This is a genomic window from Streptomyces sp. NPDC093097, assembly GCF_044754325.1.
In the GTDB taxonomy this organism is placed as follows: domain Bacteria; phylum Actinomycetota; class Actinomycetes; order Streptomycetales; family Streptomycetaceae; genus Streptomyces.
On the sequence record NZ_JBIVOW010000025.1, the window covers coordinates 71,954 to 90,027 of the forward strand.

General features: G+C 74.8%; 14 protein-coding genes. 10 read left to right on the forward strand and 4 right to left on the reverse strand.

Going from position 1 to position 18,074, the window contains the following annotated elements:
• The first annotated feature begins 160 nt into the window (after positions 1 to 160).
• Complete coding sequence (locus tag ACIQE0_RS32465) at positions 161 to 697, forward strand: DUF4232 domain-containing protein (protein ID WP_366332620.1); 537 nt, start codon at positions 161 to 163, stop codon at positions 695 to 697.
• A 31-nt stretch (positions 698 to 728) separates the two neighbouring features.
• Here the strand turns inward: ACIQE0_RS32465 and ACIQE0_RS32470 are convergent, their stop codons facing one another.
• Together ACIQE0_RS32470 and ACIQE0_RS32475 are read right to left on the reverse strand one after the other, a co-directional pair.
• Positions 729 to 2,630 carry an asparagine synthase-related protein gene (locus ACIQE0_RS32470; RefSeq protein WP_402338798.1) on the reverse strand — a complete coding sequence of 634 codons (1,902 nt, stop codon included), beginning with the start codon at positions 2,628 to 2,630 and terminating at the stop codon, positions 729 to 731.
• 635 nt (positions 2,631 to 3,265) lie between these two features.
• A complete protein-coding gene (locus tag ACIQE0_RS32475; RefSeq protein ID WP_402338799.1) occupies positions 3,266 to 4,039 on the reverse strand; it encodes a class I SAM-dependent methyltransferase in 774 nt (257 codons plus the stop codon).
• Between the two features lie 247 nt (positions 4,040 to 4,286).
• Between ACIQE0_RS32475 and ACIQE0_RS32480 the strand changes: the two genes are divergently transcribed.
• The 4 genes from ACIQE0_RS32480 (at position 4,287) to ACIQE0_RS32495 (ending at position 9,848) form a co-directional block, all read left to right on the forward strand.
• Positions 4,287 to 4,862 carry a CGNR zinc finger domain-containing protein gene (locus ACIQE0_RS32480; protein ID WP_402338800.1) on the forward strand — a complete coding sequence of 192 codons (576 nt, stop codon included), beginning with the start codon at positions 4,287 to 4,289 and terminating at the stop codon, positions 4,860 to 4,862.
• Positions 4,863 to 4,997: 135 nt separating this feature from the next.
• Positions 4,998 to 7,409, forward strand: coding sequence for a HelD family protein (locus ACIQE0_RS32485; RefSeq protein WP_402338801.1), 2,412 nt, complete (start codon positions 4,998 to 5,000; stop codon positions 7,407 to 7,409).
• A 477-nt stretch (positions 7,410 to 7,886) separates the two neighbouring features.
• Entirely contained in the window at positions 7,887 to 9,320 is a 1,434-nt protein-coding gene (locus ACIQE0_RS32490; RefSeq protein WP_366332630.1) for an NAD-dependent malic enzyme, read from the forward strand.
• A 246-nt stretch (positions 9,321 to 9,566) separates the two neighbouring features.
• Positions 9,567 to 9,848, forward strand: a complete 282-nt coding sequence (locus tag ACIQE0_RS32495; protein WP_004951951.1) for an HU family DNA-binding protein — start codon at positions 9,567 to 9,569, stop codon at positions 9,846 to 9,848.
• A gap of 410 nt (positions 9,849 to 10,258) precedes the next feature.
• Here the strand turns inward: ACIQE0_RS32495 and murA are convergent, their stop codons facing one another.
• Positions 10,259 to 11,605: a UDP-N-acetylglucosamine 1-carboxyvinyltransferase gene (murA, locus tag ACIQE0_RS32500; RefSeq protein WP_366332632.1), complete on the reverse strand. Its 1,347-nt coding sequence runs from the start codon at positions 11,603 to 11,605 to the stop codon at positions 10,259 to 10,261.
• A gap of 295 nt (positions 11,606 to 11,900) precedes the next feature.
• On the opposite strand from murA, the gene ACIQE0_RS32505 reads away from it, so the two are divergent.
• Together ACIQE0_RS32505 and ACIQE0_RS32510 are read left to right on the forward strand one after the other, a co-directional pair.
• Positions 11,901 to 12,581, forward strand: a complete 681-nt coding sequence (locus ACIQE0_RS32505; RefSeq protein WP_402338802.1) for a YqgE/AlgH family protein — start codon at positions 11,901 to 11,903, stop codon at positions 12,579 to 12,581.
• Positions 12,582 to 12,817: 236 nt separating this feature from the next.
• Positions 12,818 to 13,501, forward strand: a complete 684-nt coding sequence (locus ACIQE0_RS32510; protein ID WP_366332636.1) for a hypothetical protein — start codon at positions 12,818 to 12,820, stop codon at positions 13,499 to 13,501.
• 15 nt (positions 13,502 to 13,516) lie between these two features.
• On the opposite strand, the gene ACIQE0_RS32515 is transcribed toward ACIQE0_RS32510, so the two are convergent.
• Positions 13,517 to 14,497 carry a LysR family transcriptional regulator gene (locus ACIQE0_RS32515; protein ID WP_402338803.1) on the reverse strand — a complete coding sequence of 327 codons (981 nt, stop codon included), beginning with the start codon at positions 14,495 to 14,497 and terminating at the stop codon, positions 13,517 to 13,519.
• A 131-nt stretch (positions 14,498 to 14,628) separates the two neighbouring features.
• Between ACIQE0_RS32515 and ACIQE0_RS32520 the strand changes: the two genes are divergently transcribed.
• The 3 genes from ACIQE0_RS32520 to ACIQE0_RS32530 all read left to right on the forward strand — a co-directional run bounded on the left by ACIQE0_RS32520 (position 14,629) and on the right by ACIQE0_RS32530 (position 17,954).
• A complete protein-coding gene (locus ACIQE0_RS32520) occupies positions 14,629 to 15,810 on the forward strand; it encodes an MFS transporter (RefSeq protein WP_402338804.1) in 1,182 nt (393 codons plus the stop codon).
• Positions 15,797 to 16,081, forward strand: a complete 285-nt coding sequence (locus ACIQE0_RS32525) for a DUF3039 domain-containing protein (RefSeq protein WP_026247947.1) — start codon at positions 15,797 to 15,799, stop codon at positions 16,079 to 16,081. The genes ACIQE0_RS32520 and ACIQE0_RS32525 overlap by 14 nt, the downstream gene beginning before the upstream one ends.
• Before the next feature lie 214 nt (positions 16,082 to 16,295).
• Positions 16,296 to 17,954, forward strand: coding sequence for a beta-N-acetylhexosaminidase (locus tag ACIQE0_RS32530; RefSeq protein ID WP_366332642.1), 1,659 nt, complete (start codon positions 16,296 to 16,298; stop codon positions 17,952 to 17,954).
• Positions 17,955 to 18,074: the final 120 nt, after the last annotated feature.

The window sequence follows — 18,074 nt, forward strand, 5'->3', positions numbered from 1 at the left end:
GGGCCGTCCGCGGCCGTCGCTTGAGCGGATCTCTTTACGTGACGCATATCTCTCCTCGGGTTGCAGGCAACCAAAGGCGCCGAAAAACCTTCCTTACGGAAGGACATCGTGAGCGAACGATGTGTGCGAACAGGACGAACGGATGGAACAGGGGGGAGTCGTGCAGCGACGTTCCGTGCTCGCGACGACGATGGCCGCACTCGCCTTGACCGTGACCGCCGGGCTGGGACTGACCGGCTGCGGTTCGGGGCGGATGGCGGCGCTGCACGCCAACTGCCGGACCAAGAGCCTGGGTTGGAAGGTCACCGTCCTCAAGGCGGCGCCGCACAGCACCCATCGGGAGGCCCGGCTGTCGGTCGTCAACAAGGGCTCGCAGCCGTGTGTCTTCAACGGCTTCCCCACCTTCGCGGTCCACGTCGGCAAGGGGCCGGAGTCGGACGGCAAGGGGCAGGGCCACACCATGCCGATAGACCTCGCGCGCGGCGGCACCGTCACCACCAACCTGCGCTACAAGGACCACGCGCCGGGCATCACGCCCGCCGACTGCCTGGTCAGCAATGACGAGGTGCTGGTGGGCGCGCCGCGGGACCGCCACCAGAAGGTGATAAAGGTCCGGGACGAGAAGGGCAAGAAGACCCGGATGAACATCTGCGAGCCGACGATCTGGATGGGCCCGCCCGCCGAGCCCAACGGCTGAGCCGGCGCGGCCCGGCAGGCGCGGGCCCGGCTCAGCCGTTCTCGGCGGCCGGGGCGGACATCCGCGCGGCGGGCGCCGGCAGCGCGTCGTACGCCTGCGGGGGCGGCAGTGCGCGCAGCCAGAACTCGGCGGCCAGGGTCGGGTCCAGCGGACGCAGTGCGCCGGTGTCCGGCTGCAGGGACGTCAGCACCGGGCGCAGCGCCTCCGGGCGGATCAGGCCCAGCGCCGCCAGTCGGGAGTCGGCGCACAGTGCGGCCAGCGCCCGGCGGTTGCGGCGCAGCCCCGCGTGCAGCTCCGCGCTGTGCGCGCGCCGGCCGCCACGGCCCAGGACCGGGCCCGGCACGGTGCCGCGCATCGCCGCGGTCAGCACCGGCTCGCCGCCGCCCGGTACCCGGTCCGCGAGCCGGACGGCCAGCGCCGCCTCGATCACCGCGTCGTCCAGGAACGGCGCCTCGTACGCCACACCGTGCGCCGACATCAGCGCGTCGATGCCGCGCACCCGTGCGCCGGCACGGACCGCCGCGGCGGCCACCTCGTGCTGGGCGCGCAGCGGGTCCAGCGGCTCGGGCGCCGCGGCGGCGGCCTCGCGCAGCAGCCGGCGGACCGTGGCGACCGCGTCCGGGTGCGCCCAGGGCGGCATCGCCGGGACGTCCTCCCAGTCCGCACCGCCGGGGCGGCGGCGCGCGCCGGGGGCGATCCGGTCGGCGCCGGCGGCCAGCCAGCGGGGGTAGGAGCGGCCGCCGAGGAGGGTGCGCACGGTGGCCGGCAGCGACCAGGGGGCGAGCCGCCGGGCGCGGCGGGCCAGCCGGAGGGCGGCGCGGACGTCGCCGCGGGCGAGGGAGTTGAGCGCCAGCGGCCGGGGTGTGAACAGTGCGTCGCCGCCGGTGCCGGCCAGGTGCATCCGGGAGCCGAAGGCGGCGACCAGCCGCGCCTGGTGGACCAGCCGGGCCGCTTCCCGGACGGCGCCGAGCGGACCGGCCGGATCGGTGTCCGCCGGCTGCTCGGGCGGGGTGTACCAGGTGGGGGCGTCGGTGTACGGGAGGGGGAGGTGGCGGCCGGCCCGGCGGACCCGGCTGAGGCGGTAGGCGCTGTGGGCGCTCCACAAGGGGTCGTCGTCGGCCGGATCGCGGCCCTCCCAGGCGGTGGTGATCAGCTCGGTGGAGTCGCGGGCGGCCAGGAAGCAGACGCTGGTGGAGTCCAGGCCGCCGGTGAGGTCGGCGCTGAGGACCGCCCGGTCCGTCCGGGCGTGCACCGCAGCGCTGAGGGCCTGCCGGACCGCCTCGGCGGCGTCCGGAAGCGGCAGCTCCGGCTCTGGTGGGCGCCACCAGCGCAGCTCGCGGTAGCGGCCGGCGGGGTCGTGGGCGGCGCAGTGGCCGGGCGGTACCGCGTGCACCGCCCGCCAGGGGGTGCGCTGCGCGAGCGGCAGCGGGGCGCCGGGGGCGAGCAGCCGGACGGCCAACGCCTCCTCGTCGAGCGCGCCGGTGCGCGGCGCGCCGGGCAGCCCGGCGGCGGCCGCCGTACGGGCCAGCGCGGCCAGGTCCTGCGGGCGGCTGCCCAGGACCGTGATGCCGCCGAGGTCCGTGCGGTGCAGCCGGCGGACCGCGGAGAGGCTGCCCCGGCTGCGGATCTCGGCGCCCATGCAGGCCAACAGGAAGAAGCTGCCGGGGAGTTCGTGGCGGAGCTCGGCGAGGTCGTCCAGATCGCGCAGCCGGTGCAGCAGCCGGGCCAGCGCGCCCGGGGTGGCCGAGGTGGTGCCCAGGAGCACCGCGCAGCGCGGGCCGACCCGGGCGGTCACCACCTCCTCGCGCCGCCAGTGGCCGACGATCCAGGGGCGGCCGGAGAGGTGGGCGACGGTGCGGGTGGCCGAGGTCCGGGGCAGACCGGCCGCGAGCCGGTCGCCGACGGGGTGGTCGGGGAACACCAGGAAATCCACGGGGTACCGCTCCTTGGCCTCGGGGTGGGCGGGCCCGGGGCCGGCCGGCCGTCAGGGGGGCCGGACCGGCCCTCGGCGCCGGGGCAGGGGAGGCGCCCCGGCGGGGATCGCGCGGCGGTCGGGGCACTCCCGGCTGCCGCTGGGGGCGCCCCGCCCAGTGGGTGGCTGGGGGAGGTCAGGAGCCGTACCGTCCGCCGGTGATCCGCTGCGGTGGTCGGTGCATCGCATCCCTTTCCTTCCGGTTGTCCGGGGAGCCCGGCATCCCTGCGGGGGCGGGTGAGGCGCCCTGGCAGAGGCGAACGGCCGCCACCGGTGCGGGAGGAGGCTCCGCACCAGCGACGGAGTGTGGTGGGCTGGTTACTCCGTGCGTCGGATAAAAAGGCTGGCAGTGTCCGGGGCACGTGCCACTACCCCGTACGGGTGAAGAGGGGGGCGCGTGGTGCATGGCGGCGCATCACCCCCGCCTCGTACGCCGAGGGTGTGCCGCGGTGACTCGGCGCATGCCTCCGTACCGCGCCGGCCGGAGGTTTCGTGAGGGGCGCGCGCTCCTACGGGGCGGCCGCCGGTCGCTCGCGTGCCGCCCGCCGCCCGCCGCCCGCCCGCCGCCCGCCGCTCGCGTGCCGGCTGCCGCCTGCTCACGCCGGATTGCTGACCCGGATCTTGGACTGGCCGTGCGGCCGGGTCTCCCAGTCCTCCATGAACCGCGCCTCCAGCCCGTGCTTGCGGGCCAGTCGCAGCAGCGTCTCGGTCCGGTAGTAGAAGTCCTCCCGCAGCACCTGGTGCTCGGCGCCCTCGGTGCGGTCGAAGGTGAAGTCGAAGAACCCGCCCGGCGCCAGGATCCGGCCGACGTGCGCCAGGCACTCGTCGATCACGGTCAGCGGCGAGTGCGAGAAGACGCTGTGCGCGTGGACGACGTCGAAGTGTCCGGTCGGCAGGAACTCCAGCTTCAGATCCTGAGTGATCGTCAGATGCGGGAGCTTGTCCTGGAGTTCGTACCTCGTCAGGGTCTGCTTGGCGGCTATCAGGATGTCCGGCGAGATGTCGATGCCGTAGTAGTTGCCGGCGTCCAGGTGGGCGATGAAGCGCCAGCCGGCGCGGAGGTTGCCGCAGCCGATGTCGAGCATCCGGTGCTCGGGCTGCAGCCCGTGCTCCACGAGGTAGTCGAACTGCATCTCGCCCAGGGCCAGCCAGCGTTCGTGGCTGCGGCTGCCGACCGCGGCCTCCGGGCTGCGCCCGGCGTCGGAGGCCATCACCGCGCGGTAGTACGCGACGTGGTCGGGGTGCTTCAGGCGCAGCCAGGTGTCGCGCGCGGTGCGCTTGACGTAGGGGGCGATCCGGGCCGGGTTGCGGACCGCGTAACCGAGCTTGTGGGTCAGGCTGGCGCGGTTCTTGAGCAGGGGAGAGGACATGGCGCCGGACTATACAGCAGATGTATACGCGCGGTGTCTACGCGCGTGGTCTACAGCGCGTTTCTAGTCATTCCCGACGAGGCGGGTCCGGGAGGAGCGGCGGAGTGCGGGCGGCCGGTGCGCGGTGCGGCCCGGCAACGCGGGGTTCCGGCGGGCGGCGCGGCCGGGCACCCTGGGAACGCTCCCGTACGCCCCCTCCGCCCTCTTTCCCGCGGCCCCGCGTCCGTTCCCGAGGAGTGACAGGCACATGGCAGTCCCCTACGGTTTCCGGTTCGACTGCGGGCGGACCTGCCTGGACCTGGTGGCCACCGCCGGCGCCGGGCCGGCCGCCGGCGAACTGCTCACCGGCCCCGCGCCGCTGGCCGCCTGGCTGGCCGGCGCCGCGGTGGTGCCGCCCGGCGCCCCGCTCGACGGCGTCGACGCCCGCTGGGTAGCCCGCTTCCGGGCGCTGCGCGAGCTGCTGGGCCGGGTGGTCCGCGCCGAACTGCTCGGCCGGGCCGCCGCGTCCGACCTGGCCGAGCTGAACTCCGCGGCCGCCGCCCCGCCGCCCGCGGTGCACCTCGTCCGCGGCCCGGACGGAGCGCTGGCCGGCGCCCTGGCCGCGCCGCCGGACTGCGCCGGGCTGCTGGCGGCGGTGGCCCGGGACGCCGTCGCGCTGCTCGCCGACCCGGTGGCGCGCGGCCGGCTCCGGCAGTGCGCGGGCTGCTCGCTGGTCTACCTGGACACCTCGCGCGGCCGGCGCCGCCGCTGGTGCTCCAGCGAGGTCTGCGGCAACCGCGCCCGGGTGGCCCGGCACCGGCGGCGGACCGGGCGCTCCGCGTGACCGGACCCGCCCGGAGCGCGGCGTGCGCGGGCATCCGACCCGCTCCCTGCAGTTTTGTGCGTCCCACCAGGTGCGCAGCGTCCCGGGTTCGCGTACGGTTGACGGCTGCCCTACGCACAGCAGAAGGGGGCCTGGGTGGCCGCGCACAACGCCACGCACGCACCGGACCACGCGCCGGATTCCGTTCGGGACCGCGAGATCGAGGCCGAGCAGACGCATCTCGACCGCGTCTACCGGCGCCTTGAGGAGAAGATCCACGAGGCCGAGTTCCTGATGGACGACGCCGCCAAGCGCGGCCAGGTCGGCACGCCCGGCGCACTCGCCGAGCGCGACGCCCAGGTCTTCCAGGCCGGCGTCCATCTCCACCGGCTCAACTCCGAGTACGAGGACTTCCTCTTCGGCCGGATCGACCTGCTCCTGGGCAAGGACGGCAAGAAGGGCCCGGACGGCGCGTTCACCTCCGTCGAGCCCGCCGACGGCGCCATCGAGGACGGCCGCGCCGCCATCGCCGAGACGCTGCACATCGGGCGCCTCGGGGTGCTGGACGCGGACTACTCGCCGCTGGTCATCGACTGGCGGGCGCCGGCCGCCGCGCCGTTCTACCGCGCCACCCCGGTCGCCCCCGGCCGGGTCGTCCGCCGCCGGGTGATCCGCTCCAAGGGCCGCAAGGTGCTGGGCGTCGAGGACGACCTGATGCGCCCGGAGGTCGCCGCGACGCTGAACGGCGAGGAGCTGCCGGCGGTCGGCGACGGCGCGCTGATGGCAGCCCTCGGCCGGGCCCGCAGCCACACCATGCGGGACATCGTCTCCTCCATCCAGGCCGAGCAGGACATGGTGATCCGGGCCCCCGCGGCCTCCGTCACCGAGGTCGAGGGCGGCCCCGGCACCGGCAAGACCGCGGTCGCCCTGCACCGCGCCGCCTACCTCCTCTACCAGGACCGCCGCCGCTACGCCGGCGGCATCCTGATCGTCTCCCCGACCCCGCTGCTGGTCTCCTACACCGAGGGCGTGCTGCCCTCGCTCGGCGAGGAGGGGCAGGTCGCCATCCGAGCGCTCGGCTCGCTCGTCGAGGGCGCCGAGGCGACCGCCTACGATCCCCCGGCGGTCTCCCGCGTCAAGGGCTCGGCACGGATGGTCAAGCTGCTGCGCAAGGCGGCCCGCGGGGCGCTGGAGGCGGCGGCCCCGCCCGCCCCGCCGCGCGCCCGCCCCGCCGAGGACGCCCAGCTGTCCCTGGACGACCTCACCCCGGCCGCCGCCCCGGCCACGCCGACCCGCCTCAGGGTGGTCGCGTTCGGCGCCCGGCTCGAACTGGACGAGGCCGAGCTGCGCGCCATCCGCCAGTCCGCCCTGGGCGGCACCGCCCCGGTCAACCTGCTGCGCCCGCGCGCCCGCCGGCTCATCCTGGACGCCCTGTGGGCCAAGTCCGGCGCCGCCCGCCGCTACTCGGACCCCGAGCTGGTCGCCGAGGCCCGCCAGGGCTTCGACGAGGACCTCCTGACCGAGCCGGACTTCCAGGCGTTCCTCGACGCCTGGTGGCCGGAGCTCACCCCGCGCGGTGTACTGGCCGCGATGGCCGACGAGCGCCGCCTCGGCCGCTGGGCCCGCCGGGTGCTCAACCCCCGCGAGGTCCGCCAACTCGCCCGCTCGCTGCGGCGGTCGGGCGAGGACGGGCGCGGCCCGCTGTCGGTCCACGACGTCGCGCTGCTGGACGAGCTCCAGCAGATCCTGGGCGCCCCGGCCCGGCCGGCCCGCCCCCGCGAGGCCGATCCGCTGGACCAGCTGACCGGCCTGGAGGAGCTCACCACCTACGCCGACCGCTTCTCGTCCGGCCGCAGCCGCCGGGAGCGGCTGGAGGAGGAACGCGCCGACTACGCCCATGTCATCGTCGACGAGGCCCAGGACCTGACACCCATGCAGTGGCGGATGGTCGGCCGCCGCGGCCGGCACGCCACCTGGACCGTGGTCGGCGACCCGGCGCAGTCGTCCTGGTCGGACCCGGACGAGGCCGCCGAGGCCCGCGACGAGGCGCTCGGCACCCGTCCCCGCCGCCGCTTCACGCTCACCGTGAACTACCGCAACCCGGCCGAGATCGCCGAGCTGGCCTCCAAGGTGCTGGCGCTCGCCATGCCCGGCACCCCGGCGCCGCGGGCGGTCCGCTCGACGGGCCTGGAGCCGCGCTTCGGCGTCGTCGGCGGCGCGGACGGCGACGCCGCGCTGGCCCGGGCCACGGTCGCCGAGGCCGAGCGGCTGCTGGCCGAGGTCGAGGGCACGGTCGGCGTCGTGGTCGCGATGCGCCGCCGCGAGCAGGCGCGCGGCTGGCTGGCCGGGCTCGGCGACCGCGTGGTGGCCCTCGGCTCCCTGGAGGCCAAGGGCCTGGAGTACGACGCCACCCTGGTCGTCTCGCCCGCCGAGATCGCCGACGAGTCCCCGGCCGGGCTGCGGGTGCTCTACGTCGCCCTGACCCGCGCCACCCAGCAGCTGACCGTCCTCGCCGCCGCCCCGGACGACCCGGACGAGGACGGCGTCCCGGACCTGCTGCGCGACTAGGGGTCACGGGGTCCCGTCCCGCCGGCCGCCACCGGCGATGCGCTGCCATCCGAGCGGTGGTGAAATCGGTCGCGCGGGACGGGATTCGCTTGCCGGGATGGTTTGTTAGCCTTGGTGACGGCACCGGCTCGATCCAAGCCCCCGGGCCCAACCATCGTCGCTACGAGCGACCACTTGCCGCGAGGCGAGCATGGCGGGTCGGTGTCATAAGCCACACGGCGCGGGCGTCTCTCCTTCGGGAGAGGCGCCCGCGGTCGTTTCCCGCCCGGCACCGGTGCGGGGTGGCGGAGGGGTTCCGCTCAACCGGCCAACTCTCGTATGGTGGAAGGAAATTTCCGCAATACGTAGCTGGTCGCCCCGCTGGTTAACGCGTACCGGCTGGTAGGTGGGACGATCGGACAACACGCTCCGGGCTCGGGCACCCCTGGGACCCGGAGCCGCTTAGAGCCAGAACAGGGAAAGCAGAGGAAGTCGGTCATGGCAACGGCGCCTAGCGTCTCGTATTCGATGACGGTGCGACTGGAAGTTCCCGCGAGCGGCACCGCCGTCAGCCAGCTCACCACGGCCGTGGAGTCCTCCGGCGGGTCGGTCACCGGCCTCGACGTGACCGCGTCCGGCCACGAGAAGCTCCGGATCGACGTCACGATCGCCGCGACCTCCACCGCGCACGCCCAGGAGATCGTCTCCGAGCTGCGCAACATCGAGGGCGTCTCGCTCGGCAAGGTCTCCGACCGGACCTTCCTGATGCACCTCGGCGGCAAGATCGAGATGTCGTCCAAGCACCCCATCCGGAACCGCGACGACCTCTCCATGGTCTACACCCCCGGCGTCGCCCGGGTCTGCCAGGCGATCGCCGACAACCCCGAGGACGCCCGCCGGCTCACCATCAAGCGCAACAGCGTCGCGGTGGTCACCGACGGGTCCGCCGTCCTCGGTCTCGGCAACATCGGCCCCAAGGCCGCGCTGCCCGTCATGGAGGGCAAGGCGGCCCTCTTCAAGCGCTTCGCCGGCATCGACGCCTGGCCGATCTGCCTGGACACCCAGGACAGCGACGCGATCGTCGAGATCGTCAAGGCCATCGCCCCCGGCTTCGCGGGCATCAACCTGGAGGACATCTCCGCGCCCCGCTGCTTCGAGATCGAGGCCCGGCTGCGCGAGGCCCTGGACATCCCGGTCTTCCACGACGACCAGCACGGCACCGCCATCGTGGTGCTCGCCGCGCTCACCAACGCGCTGCGGGTGGTCGGTAAGAAGATCGAGGACGTCCGGGTCGTGATGTCCGGCGCCGGCGCGGCCGGCACCGCCATCCTCAAGCTGCTGCTGGCCGCCGGCGTCAAGCACGCCGTCGTCGCGGACATCCACGGCGTGGTGCACGCCGGCCGCCCCGACCTGGTCGACGCCGACCCCGACTCGGCGCTGCGCTGGATCGCCGACAACACCAACCCCGAGGGCGTCACCGGCACCCTCAAGGAGGCCGTGGTCGACGCCGACGTCTTCATCGGCGTCTCCGCCCCCAACGTCCTCGACGGCGACGACGTGGCCAAGATGGCCGACGGCGCGATCGTGTTCGCACTCGCCAACCCGGACCCGGAGGTCGACCCGGCTCTCGCCCGGCAGACCGCCGCCGTCGTCGCCACCGGCCGCTCCGACTTCCCCAACCAGATCAACAACGTGCTGGTCTTCCCCGGCGTCTTCCGCGGTCTGCTCGACGCGGCGTCGCGTACGGTGAACACCGAGATGATGCTGGCCGCGGCCGGCGCGCTCGCCGACGTCGTGCTGGATGACGAGCTCAACGCGAACTACATCATCCCCAGCGTCTTCAACGAGAAGGTCGCTGGCGCGGTGGCCGGCGCGGTGCGGGACGCGGCGAAGGCCGCGGGCGGTGCTGTGACAGCCGCCACGGGTGCCTGAGACGGCGCGTCGCGGGATCGGCCCCCAGTGCGCCACCCATAGGGTGGCGGATGACCCTCCAGGGGTGCCGGATTGGCTTTACCGCCGCAGGTGAGGGCAGGATGCTCTCCCAGGGACATTGTCCAGGGGGACCTCAGGCGCGAGGGAGCTGAAGGACGGACCCCGTTCCGTGGTCCGTTCGAGGGCCCTGGCAGCATCGGCTTCGATCTCACGCCGCATTGGCAAGAAGAACACGGGAGTACATACATGAACCGCAGTGAGCTGGTGGCCGCTCTGGCCGATCGCGCCGAGGTGACCCGCAAGGACGCCGACGCCGTTCTGGCCGCGCTCGCCGAGACCGTCGGCGAGGTCGTCGCCAAGGGTGACGAGAAGGTCACCATCCCCGGCTTCCTGACCTTCGAGCGCACCCACCGTGCCGCTCGCACCGCCCGCAACCCGCAGACCGGTGAGCCGATCCAGATCGCGGCCGGCTACAGCGTGAAGGTCTCCGCGGGCTCCAAGCTCAAGGAAGCCGCCAAGGGCAAGTAAGGCCCTTCCCACGGCATAGAAGGCGGCCACCCTCCCTGGAGGGTGGCCGCCTTCTCGTATGCCCGTCCATGCCGCGCTCAGGGGCTCGACCGCGGGCCGAGCGGGCCCCGCCCGCGGTCGCCGCGCCCCGGGGCCCCGCCCGTGCGCCGTTCTCACGCCGCCTCGCACCCGCAAATCCGACGGTCGGGACGGGTTTCGCGAACGGGCCTATGGGGTCGCCCCCGGGGGGCGGTCCGGAGGGGATGCCGGCATCGTTTCCGCACGCCCTCCAGGTGCGCCCCAGGGGCGTGCGGAAGGGGCCCGGATACGGCGAAGGCGCCGCACGGTCTTCGCAGTCGCGACCGTTGCGGCGCCTGGCCGTCAGCCTGGCCGTCCGGGACGGCGGCCCGGACCGGAGCCTGTGAGCGAGGTCAGTCCTGGAGGGCGCCGTTGGGCAGCTCCACCTTCGCGCCCAGTTCCACGAGCTTCTCCATGAAGTTCTCGTAGCCGCGGTTGATCAGGTCGATGCCGTGCACCCGGGAGGTGCCCTGCGCGGCCAGCGCCGCGATCAGGTACGAGAAGCCGCCGCGCAGGTCCGGGATGACCAGGTCGGCGCCCTCCAGCTTGGTGGGGCCGGAGACGACCGCGGAGTGCAGGAAGTTGCGCTGGCCGAAGCGGCAGGCGGAGCCGCCCAGGCACTCGCGGTAGAGCTGGATGTGCGCGCCCATCTGGTTGAGCGCCTCGGTGAAGCCCAGCCGGGACTCGTAGACCGTCTCGTGGACGATCGACAGGCCCGACGCCTGGGTCAGGGCGACCACCAGGGGCTGCTGCCAGTCGGTCTGGAAACCGGGGTGGACGTCGGTCTCCAGGGCGATGGCCTTGAGCGAGCCGCCCGGGTGCCAGAAGCGGATGCCCTCGTCGTCGATCTCGAAGGCGCCGCCGACCTTGCGGAAGGTGTTCAGGAAGGTCATCATCGACCGCTGGTGCGCGCCGCGGACGTAGATGTTGCCCTCGGTGGCCAGCGCGGCGGACGCCCAGGAGGCGGCCTCCAGGCGGTCCGGGAGGGCGCGGTGGGTGTAGCCGTCGAGCTTGTCGACACCGGTGATCCGGATCGTCCGGTCGGTGTCCATGGAGATGATCGCGCCCATCTTCTGGAGCACGCAGATCAGGTCCTCGATCTCCGGCTCCACCGCGGCGTTCGACAGCTCGGTGACGCCCTCGGCCAGGACGGCCGTCAGCAGCACCTGCTCGGTCGAGCCGACCGACGGGTACGGCAGCCGGATCTTGGTGCCGCGGAGCCGCTGCGGGGCCTCCAGGTACTGTCCGTCGGCGCGCTTCTCGATCTTGGCGCCGAACTGGCGCAGCACGTCGAAGTGGAAGTCCACCGGACGGCCGCCGATGTCGCAGCCGCCGAGCCCGGGGATGAAGGCGTGCCCCAGCCGGTGCAGCAGCGGGCCGCAGAACAGGATCGGGATCCGCGAGGAGCCGGCGTGCGCGTCGATGTCCGCGACGTTGGCGCTCTCCACGTGCGAGGGATCGAGGACCAGCTCGCCGGGCTCGTCACCGGGGCGGACCGTGACGCCGTGCAGCTGGAGCAGTCCACGCACCACGCGGACGTCCCGGATGTCGGGGACGTTGCGCAGCCGGCTCGGGCCGCTGCCGAGCAGGGCGGCGACCATGGCCTTCGGGACGAGGTTCTTCGCACCGCGAACCCGGATCTCGCCCTCCAGCGGGGTGCCGCCGTGGACAAGCAGTACGTCGTCAGTAGAGACGGTCATGGATCTCGCGTTCCTGGAGTCGGACAGGGCCACGGGAAATGGTAAGGGCGGCCGAGGGGGTGCCCGCGGCGGTCTCCCGGTCCGCGGCATGTAATGGCTTTGTCACAACACGCTCCGCTACGATCCGCCTTTGATTCGTAATCGCCTTTTGCGTCAAACGTGTTGGATGTCGCGAATGGGGCATCCGGGGCGGGGTCTCGTGCGCCGGGGCCTGCCGCCGTACGCCCGCCCTGCTCTCCCGGCGGGTCCGGGCGTCGGCTCCCCCTTCGGGCCGGAAGTGCGGGATCATGTGGCCATGACCGAGGTGTCCTCGCTCACAGGGCGGCTGCTCGTCGCCACCCCCGCGCTCGCCGACCCGAACTTCGACCGCGCGGTGGTGCTCCTCCTCGACCATGACGCGGAGGGGTCCCTCGGCGTGATCCTGAACCGCCCCACACCGGTCGACGTCGCCGACATCCTCGCCCCCTGGGCCGGGCTGGCCGGGGAGCCCGGGGTGGTCTTCCAGGGCGGCCCGGTCTCTCTGGACTCCGCACTCGGGGTGGCCGTGGTGCCCGGTGGGGCCTCCAGTGAGGGCGCCCCGTCCGGCGGGAGCGGCACCCGGGCCGGCGGTGCGGCCCCGGACTCCGCGGGCGGCGGCTTCCCGCAGGCCGCGGACGCGGCGGACGGCGCCGGCACCGGGGGTGGGCCGCTGGGCTGGCGCCGGGTGCACGGCGCGATCGGCCTGGTGGACCTGGAGGCGCCGCCGGAGCTCCTCGCCACGGTCCTCGGCAGCCTGCGGATCTTCGCCGGGTACGCCGGCTGGGGGCCCGGCCAGCTGGAGGACGAGCTGGTGGAGGGGGCCTGGTACGTCGTCGAGTCCGAGCCGGGCGACGTCTCCTCGCCCGACCCCGAGCAGCTGTGGCGGGCCGTGCTGCGCCGGCAGCGCAACGAGCTGGCGATGGTGGCGACCTACCCCGACGACCCGTCGCTGAACTGAGCCGGCGGACCGTTCGGGGCGCCGCCGTGCGGCGTGTGTCCGTACTCGCGCGCCGGGTGGTGCACCCGGGCACTTGCCGGAGCATTCTGTGACGGCTTTGTCATGGGGGATTGTCGGACCTCGTCGCTATCGTTCCCCCTAGCACGAACGCTGCGCGGACGCTTCCCGGGCCCTTGGTTCCGGGTGGGCGAGGGACACCCCATCGCGGCCGCGCCGAACGGACGGGGGAGAGCACCATGCACAGGCCGAGCGTGCCCGGGGACCTGGACCATCCGGAACAGGTGTGGGCACGGGCCGCGACGCTGGCGGTGGCCGCCGCGGCCATCGACGACGGCGACGAGTACACCGTCGGGCCGCAGGGGCTGCACTGCTGGAACGGCGGCGGCGCGTACTGGTGGCGCCTGCGGGTGTACGAGGACGGCCGCGCGCTGCTCTGCGGCCACGACGCGGACGGCAGCTACACCCACAGCGGCGACCGGCAGATCGACCTCCTGGCCGGCGGCCCCGCCTGGCTGCCCTGGGCGCAGCTGCACGACGACGCCCGGGGCAACCTCCTCGGCTTCGTCTACTGGTACGAGGACGGTGTCTGGGCCCGCGCCCCGTATCCCGCCGAGATGCCGGACGACGGGCTGGCGATGGCGATGCGGTGGGCGGCGCCCGACGACGCGGCGGTCGAGGAGATCACCGGGCATCTGGTGGCCCTGATGGAGACCGAGGTGCACCCCGTCGCGGCGGTCCGCGCGTTCATCGAGGCCGCCACGGCCCGCAGGGTCGGCGCACCGGAGGTCGCCGCGCTGCTGGACGCGGTCTGCGGCCCGGACTGCTGGTACGAGGTCCGCCCGGAGGCGGCGCTGGCGCTCGCCGCGGAGCTGGGGCTGAGCGCCGGGGACCGCGGCGGGGTGCCGGCGGTGGCGTCGTAGCGGCGGGGACGCGGGTCAGCGGCGGGGCGCGCCGCTCAGGGTGAGGAACCGCGCGGCCAGCGGGTGGGCGTCGCGGGCCGGCAGGGCGAGGTGCACGGGCACCGGCGGTGCGTTCTTCAGCCGGACGTAGCGGATCCCGGGGTGCGGATGCCGCTCGGCGACCGGCTCCGGGGCCACCCCGACCCCGTGCCCGGCCGCCACCGCCTCCAGCCACTCGTCGAAGTTGCCCGCGGTGCAGGCGAGTTGGGGGCGCCGGCCGGCGGGCCACAGCTCGGGCCGGGTGGTGCCGGCGACGGTGTTGACCACCAGGGGGAGCTCCGCCAGCTCGGCCCAGTCCAGGACCCGGCGGTGGGCCAGCCCGCCCGGGGCGGCGGCGCGCGGCACGGCGGCCACCCGCGGCTCCGTCAGCAGCAGGACGGTGCGCAGCCCGGCCTCGCGCGGCACCTCGCCGCGCAGCACCGCCACGTCCGACTCCCCGGTCTCCAGCCCGGCCAGCGGGGAGTCCCGGCGGACGAGCCCGACCCCGGCCCCGGTCGCCGCCCTGAAGTCCGCGATCAGCGCGTGGCAGGCGGTCGGCAGCAGCGAGGTGAAGCCCAGCCGCAGCACCGCCGGCCCGGCCGGGGAGCGCAGCGCGGCGGCGAGCCGGGGGAGGAGCGGCGCGAGGTCGGCGTAGAGGCGGCGGCCGGCGTCGGTGAGGGCGACCCGCCGGGTCGTCCGGTCCAGCAGCCGGACGCCGAGGGCGGTCTCCAGGGCGCGGACGGCGCGGGTCAGGGCGGGCTGGCCGGTCCGCAACCGGTCCGCGGCGTGGGTGAAGCTGCGCTCCTCGGCGACGGCGAGGAAGCCGCGCAGATGCCGCAGTTCGACGCCGTCGAGGGCCGGGTCGGCGAGCGGGTCGGCGTCTCGGGCGGCGGGCGCGTGGACGTCGTGGCGGGCGTCGCCGGGGGCGGGCCCCGCTGCGGTCCCCTCGCCGTCCTGGATGCCGCGGACATCATTCATGCCGCCCGAGCATAAGTGCTCCGGCCGGGCATTTCCCGGACATCCGGAGACTGCCTACGTTTCCCCGCAGCGGTCCGCCCGGAGACCGGGGACGGTCCCCGGCCCCGGTCCGACCAGGGGAGTTGAGCGCGATGCGCAAGGTCTGGCTGCTGACGCTGGGGGCGTTCACCCTCGGCCTGGACGCGTATGTGATGGCGGGGCTGCTGCCGGTCCTCGCCGCGGACGTCGGCACCCGGCTGTCCCTGGCCGGCCAACTGGTGACGGCCTTCACGCTCGCCTACGCGGTCTGCGCGCCGCTGGTCGCCGGACTGCTCTCCGGGGCGCGGCCCCGGCTGCTGATCCTGGCCGCGCTGGCGGTCTTCACCCTCGGCAACGCGCTGACCGCGCTGGCCCCGTCGCTGGGGACGCTGCTGGCCGCCCGGATCGTCGCGGGCGCCGGCGCCGGGGTCTACTCCGCGCTGTCCACCGCGGCCGCCGCCGCGCTGGTGCCCGAGGAGCAGCGCGGCCGGGCGCTGGCCCTGGTGATGGGCGGGATGAGCGCGGGCACCGTGCTGGGCGTGCCGGTCGGCGTGTTGCTGGCCGAGCACACCGGCTGGCGGGCCACGCTCTGGCTCGTCACCGGGCTGGGCGCCCTCGCGCTCGGCGGCCTGGCCGCGCTGCTGCCGCAGGTGCCCGCCGGCCCCGCCGTCCCGGTACGGGCCCGGCTGGCGGCCCTCACCGACCGCGCGGTGGCGCCGGTCGTCACGGTCTCCTTCCTCGGCGCGGTGGCCAGCCTCGGCCTCTACACCTACCTCGCGCCGGTGCTGGCCGCGGCCGGCGGCGTCCATGAGGTCACCCCGTACCTGTGGGCGTGGGGCGCCGGCGGGGTGCTGGGGAGCGCGCTGGCCGGGCCGCTGGTGGACCGGACCGGGCGGGTGCGGATGCTGGCCGGCGGGGTGCTGCTGGTGATCGTCGCGGCCCAGGCGCTGCTGCCGGTGCTGGCGGGCGCGGCGCTGCCCGGCGCGCTGGTCGCGCTGGTGCTCTGGGGCGCGGCCGGCTGGGCGTTCCAGGTGCCCCAGCAGCACCGGCTGCTCCAGGTGGGCGCGGAGCGCGGCACCGTCGCCCTCGCGCTGAACAACTCGGCGCTCTATCTGGGCAGCGCGGTCGGCTCCGCACTCGGCGGGCTGGCCCTGGCGGCGGGGCTGGCGGCGGACGCGCTGCCCTGGGCGGCGGCCGGGGTCGCGGCCCTGGGGCTGGTGGTGCACCTGGTGACGGGCCGACGCTCCCGGGGCGGCGCGCGCGTGAGTACCCTTGGCAGTTATGAGCACTCTTGAGCCCGAGCGCGGGGCAGGTACGGGGACCCTCGTAGAGCCGACACCGCAGGTGTCGCACGGCGACGGCGACCACGAGCGCTTCGCGCACTACGTCCAGAAGGACAAGATCATGGCGAGCGCGCTCGACGGCACCCCCGTCGTGGCGCTCTGCGGCAAGGTCTGGGTCCCGGGCCGCGACCCGAAGAAGTACCCGGTCTGCCCGCTGTGCAAGGAGATCTTCGAGTCCATGGGCGCCGGTGGCGACAAGGACAAGGACGGCGGCAAGAAGTAACCGCCCCGGGCGCCGCGGCCGCCCCGGTGGCCCGGCGCCGATGCGGCGTCGCCGCCGCGGCCCCGCGCCGGCGGTCCTTACGGGCTCGGGTCCCTTGCAGGGGCCCGAGCCCGTCGCCGTGCCCGCCCGGCCCGCCGCCTCGGCGCGCACCGGCCCGGGGAACGCCCGCAGTCGTCTGGTTTCCGCCCGCGGCGGCGCGGTGAAGACTGACGTCGTGACAGATCTGGAGACCGCTTCCCCCACGGGTCTGGTGCCGGCGCCGCTCAGCCGCGACCTGGGCGCGGGCGGCACCCGCCCCAGGACCGTGCGGTTCGGCACGCAGACCGCGCTGGCCGCCGCCCCCGGCACCGAGGACACCGCCCGCTGGCTGCGCGCCACCCTCGGCGCCGCCTTCGCCCTCCCGCTGCCGCCCGGCTCCGCCGAGGCACCGGACACCCTCGCGCTGGCCCTGGACGAGACCCTGCCGGCGGAGGGCTACCGGCTCGACGCCGACGCCCGCTGGGGCGTGCGCCTCACCGGCGGCGGTCCGGCCGGCGTCTTCTGGGGCGCGCAGACGCTCCGTCAACTCCTGGGCCCCGCCGCCTTCCGGCGCGCCCCGCTCGACCCGGGGCGGGCCCCCGGCCTGCCCGAGCAGAGCATCGAGGACGCCCCCCGCTTCGCCTGGCGCGGCCTGATGCTGGACGTCGCCCGGCACTTCCTCCCCAAGGAGGGGGTGCTGCGCTACCTCGACCTGATGGCCGCCCACAAGCTGAACGTCCTGCACCTCCACCTCACCGACGACCAGGGCTGGCGGATCGAGATCCGCCGCTACCCGCGGCTGACCGCGACCGGCGCCTGGCGCGAGCGCAGCCGCCTGGGCCACCGCCACTCGCCGCTGTGGGACCCGCGCCCGCACGGCGGCCACTACACCCAGGACGACCTCCGCGAGATCGTCGCCTACGCCGCCGAGCGGCAGATCACCGTCGTCCCCGAGATCGACGTCCCCGGGCACTCGCAGGCCGCCATCGCGGCCTACCCGGAGCTGGGCAACACCGACGTCATCGACACCACCTCCCTGAAGGTCTGGGACACCTGGGGCGTGAATCCCAACGTACTGGCGCCCACTGACACCACCCTGCGGTTCTACGAGCACGTGCTGGAGGAGGTGCTCGACCTCTTCCCGTCCCGCTTCGTCCACCTGGGCGGCGACGAGTGCCCCAAGGAGCAGTGGCGGGCCTCGCCCACCGCCCAGGCCCGGATCGCGGCCCTGTCGCTGGACGGCGAGGACGGGTTGCAGAGCTGGTTCGTCCGCCACTTCGACCGCTGGCTGACCGCACGCGGCCGCCGGCTCGTGGGGTGGGACGAGATTCTCGAAGGGGGCCTGGCGGAGGGGGCGGTGGTCTCCTCCTGGCGCGGGTACGCGGGCGGTATCGCCGCCGCCAAGGCCGGCCACGACGTCGTCATGTGCCCCGAGCAGCAGGTGTATCTGGACCACCGCCAGCACGCCTCGCCCGACGAACCGGTGCCGATCGGCTACGTGCGGACCCTGGAGGACGTCTACCGGTTCGAGCCGGTGCCGCCGGAGTTGACGCGCGAGCAGGCCGCGCGGGTCCTGGGCACCCAGGCCAACGCCTGGACCGAGGCGATGGACAGTCAGCAGCGCCTCGACTACCAGGTCTTCCCGCGGCTGGCCGCGCTCGCCGAGGTGGCCTGGTCCCGGTTGCCGGCCCCGCCGGCCCGCGACTACCAGGACTTCACCCACCGGATGACCGACCACTACGCCCGCCTCGACGCCCTCGGCGTCGGCTACCGCCCGCCCGGCGGCCCCCTCCCCTGGCAGCAGCGGCCCGGCATCCTCGGACGCCCCTTCGACGGGGCGCCCCCAAACGTGTGAGCCCTCGGGCAAGGAGGGCGCCCGGCCGGCCGGACCCTGGGACGGTGGTGCCCGTTCACCGGAACCGGCGGACGAAACCGGACCAGCGCCCTCTCGCGGACGGTGCGCCCCTGCGCGGAC

What these genes read in the sequence shown, in the direction of transcription:
- ACIQE0_RS32480 (WP_402338800.1), top strand. Translation starts at nt 4,287, where the DNA reads ATGGCAGTCCCCTACGGTTTCCGGTTCGACTGCGGGCGGACCTGCCTG.
- ACIQE0_RS32510 (WP_366332636.1), top strand. Translation starts at nt 12,818, where the DNA reads ATGCACAGGCCGAGCGTGCCCGGGGACCTGGACCATCCGGAACAGGTG.
- murA (WP_366332632.1), bottom strand. Translation starts at nt 11,605, where the DNA reads ATGACCGTCTCTACTGACGACGTACTGCTTGTCCACGGCGGCACCCCG.
- ACIQE0_RS32525 (WP_026247947.1), top strand. Translation starts at nt 15,797, where the DNA reads ATGAGCACTCTTGAGCCCGAGCGCGGGGCAGGTACGGGGACCCTCGTA.
- ACIQE0_RS32475 (WP_402338799.1), bottom strand. Translation starts at nt 4,039, where the DNA reads ATGTCCTCTCCCCTGCTCAAGAACCGCGCCAGCCTGACCCACAAGCTC.
- ACIQE0_RS32505 (WP_402338802.1), top strand. Translation starts at nt 11,901, where the DNA reads ATGACCGAGGTGTCCTCGCTCACAGGGCGGCTGCTCGTCGCCACCCCC.
- ACIQE0_RS32520 (WP_402338804.1), top strand. Translation starts at nt 14,629, where the DNA reads ATGCGCAAGGTCTGGCTGCTGACGCTGGGGGCGTTCACCCTCGGCCTG.
- ACIQE0_RS32515 (WP_402338803.1), bottom strand. Translation starts at nt 14,497, where the DNA reads ATGAATGATGTCCGCGGCATCCAGGACGGCGAGGGGACCGCAGCGGGG.
- ACIQE0_RS32495 (WP_004951951.1), top strand. Translation starts at nt 9,567, where the DNA reads ATGAACCGCAGTGAGCTGGTGGCCGCTCTGGCCGATCGCGCCGAGGTG.
- ACIQE0_RS32490 (WP_366332630.1), top strand. Translation starts at nt 7,887, where the DNA reads ATGGCAACGGCGCCTAGCGTCTCGTATTCGATGACGGTGCGACTGGAA.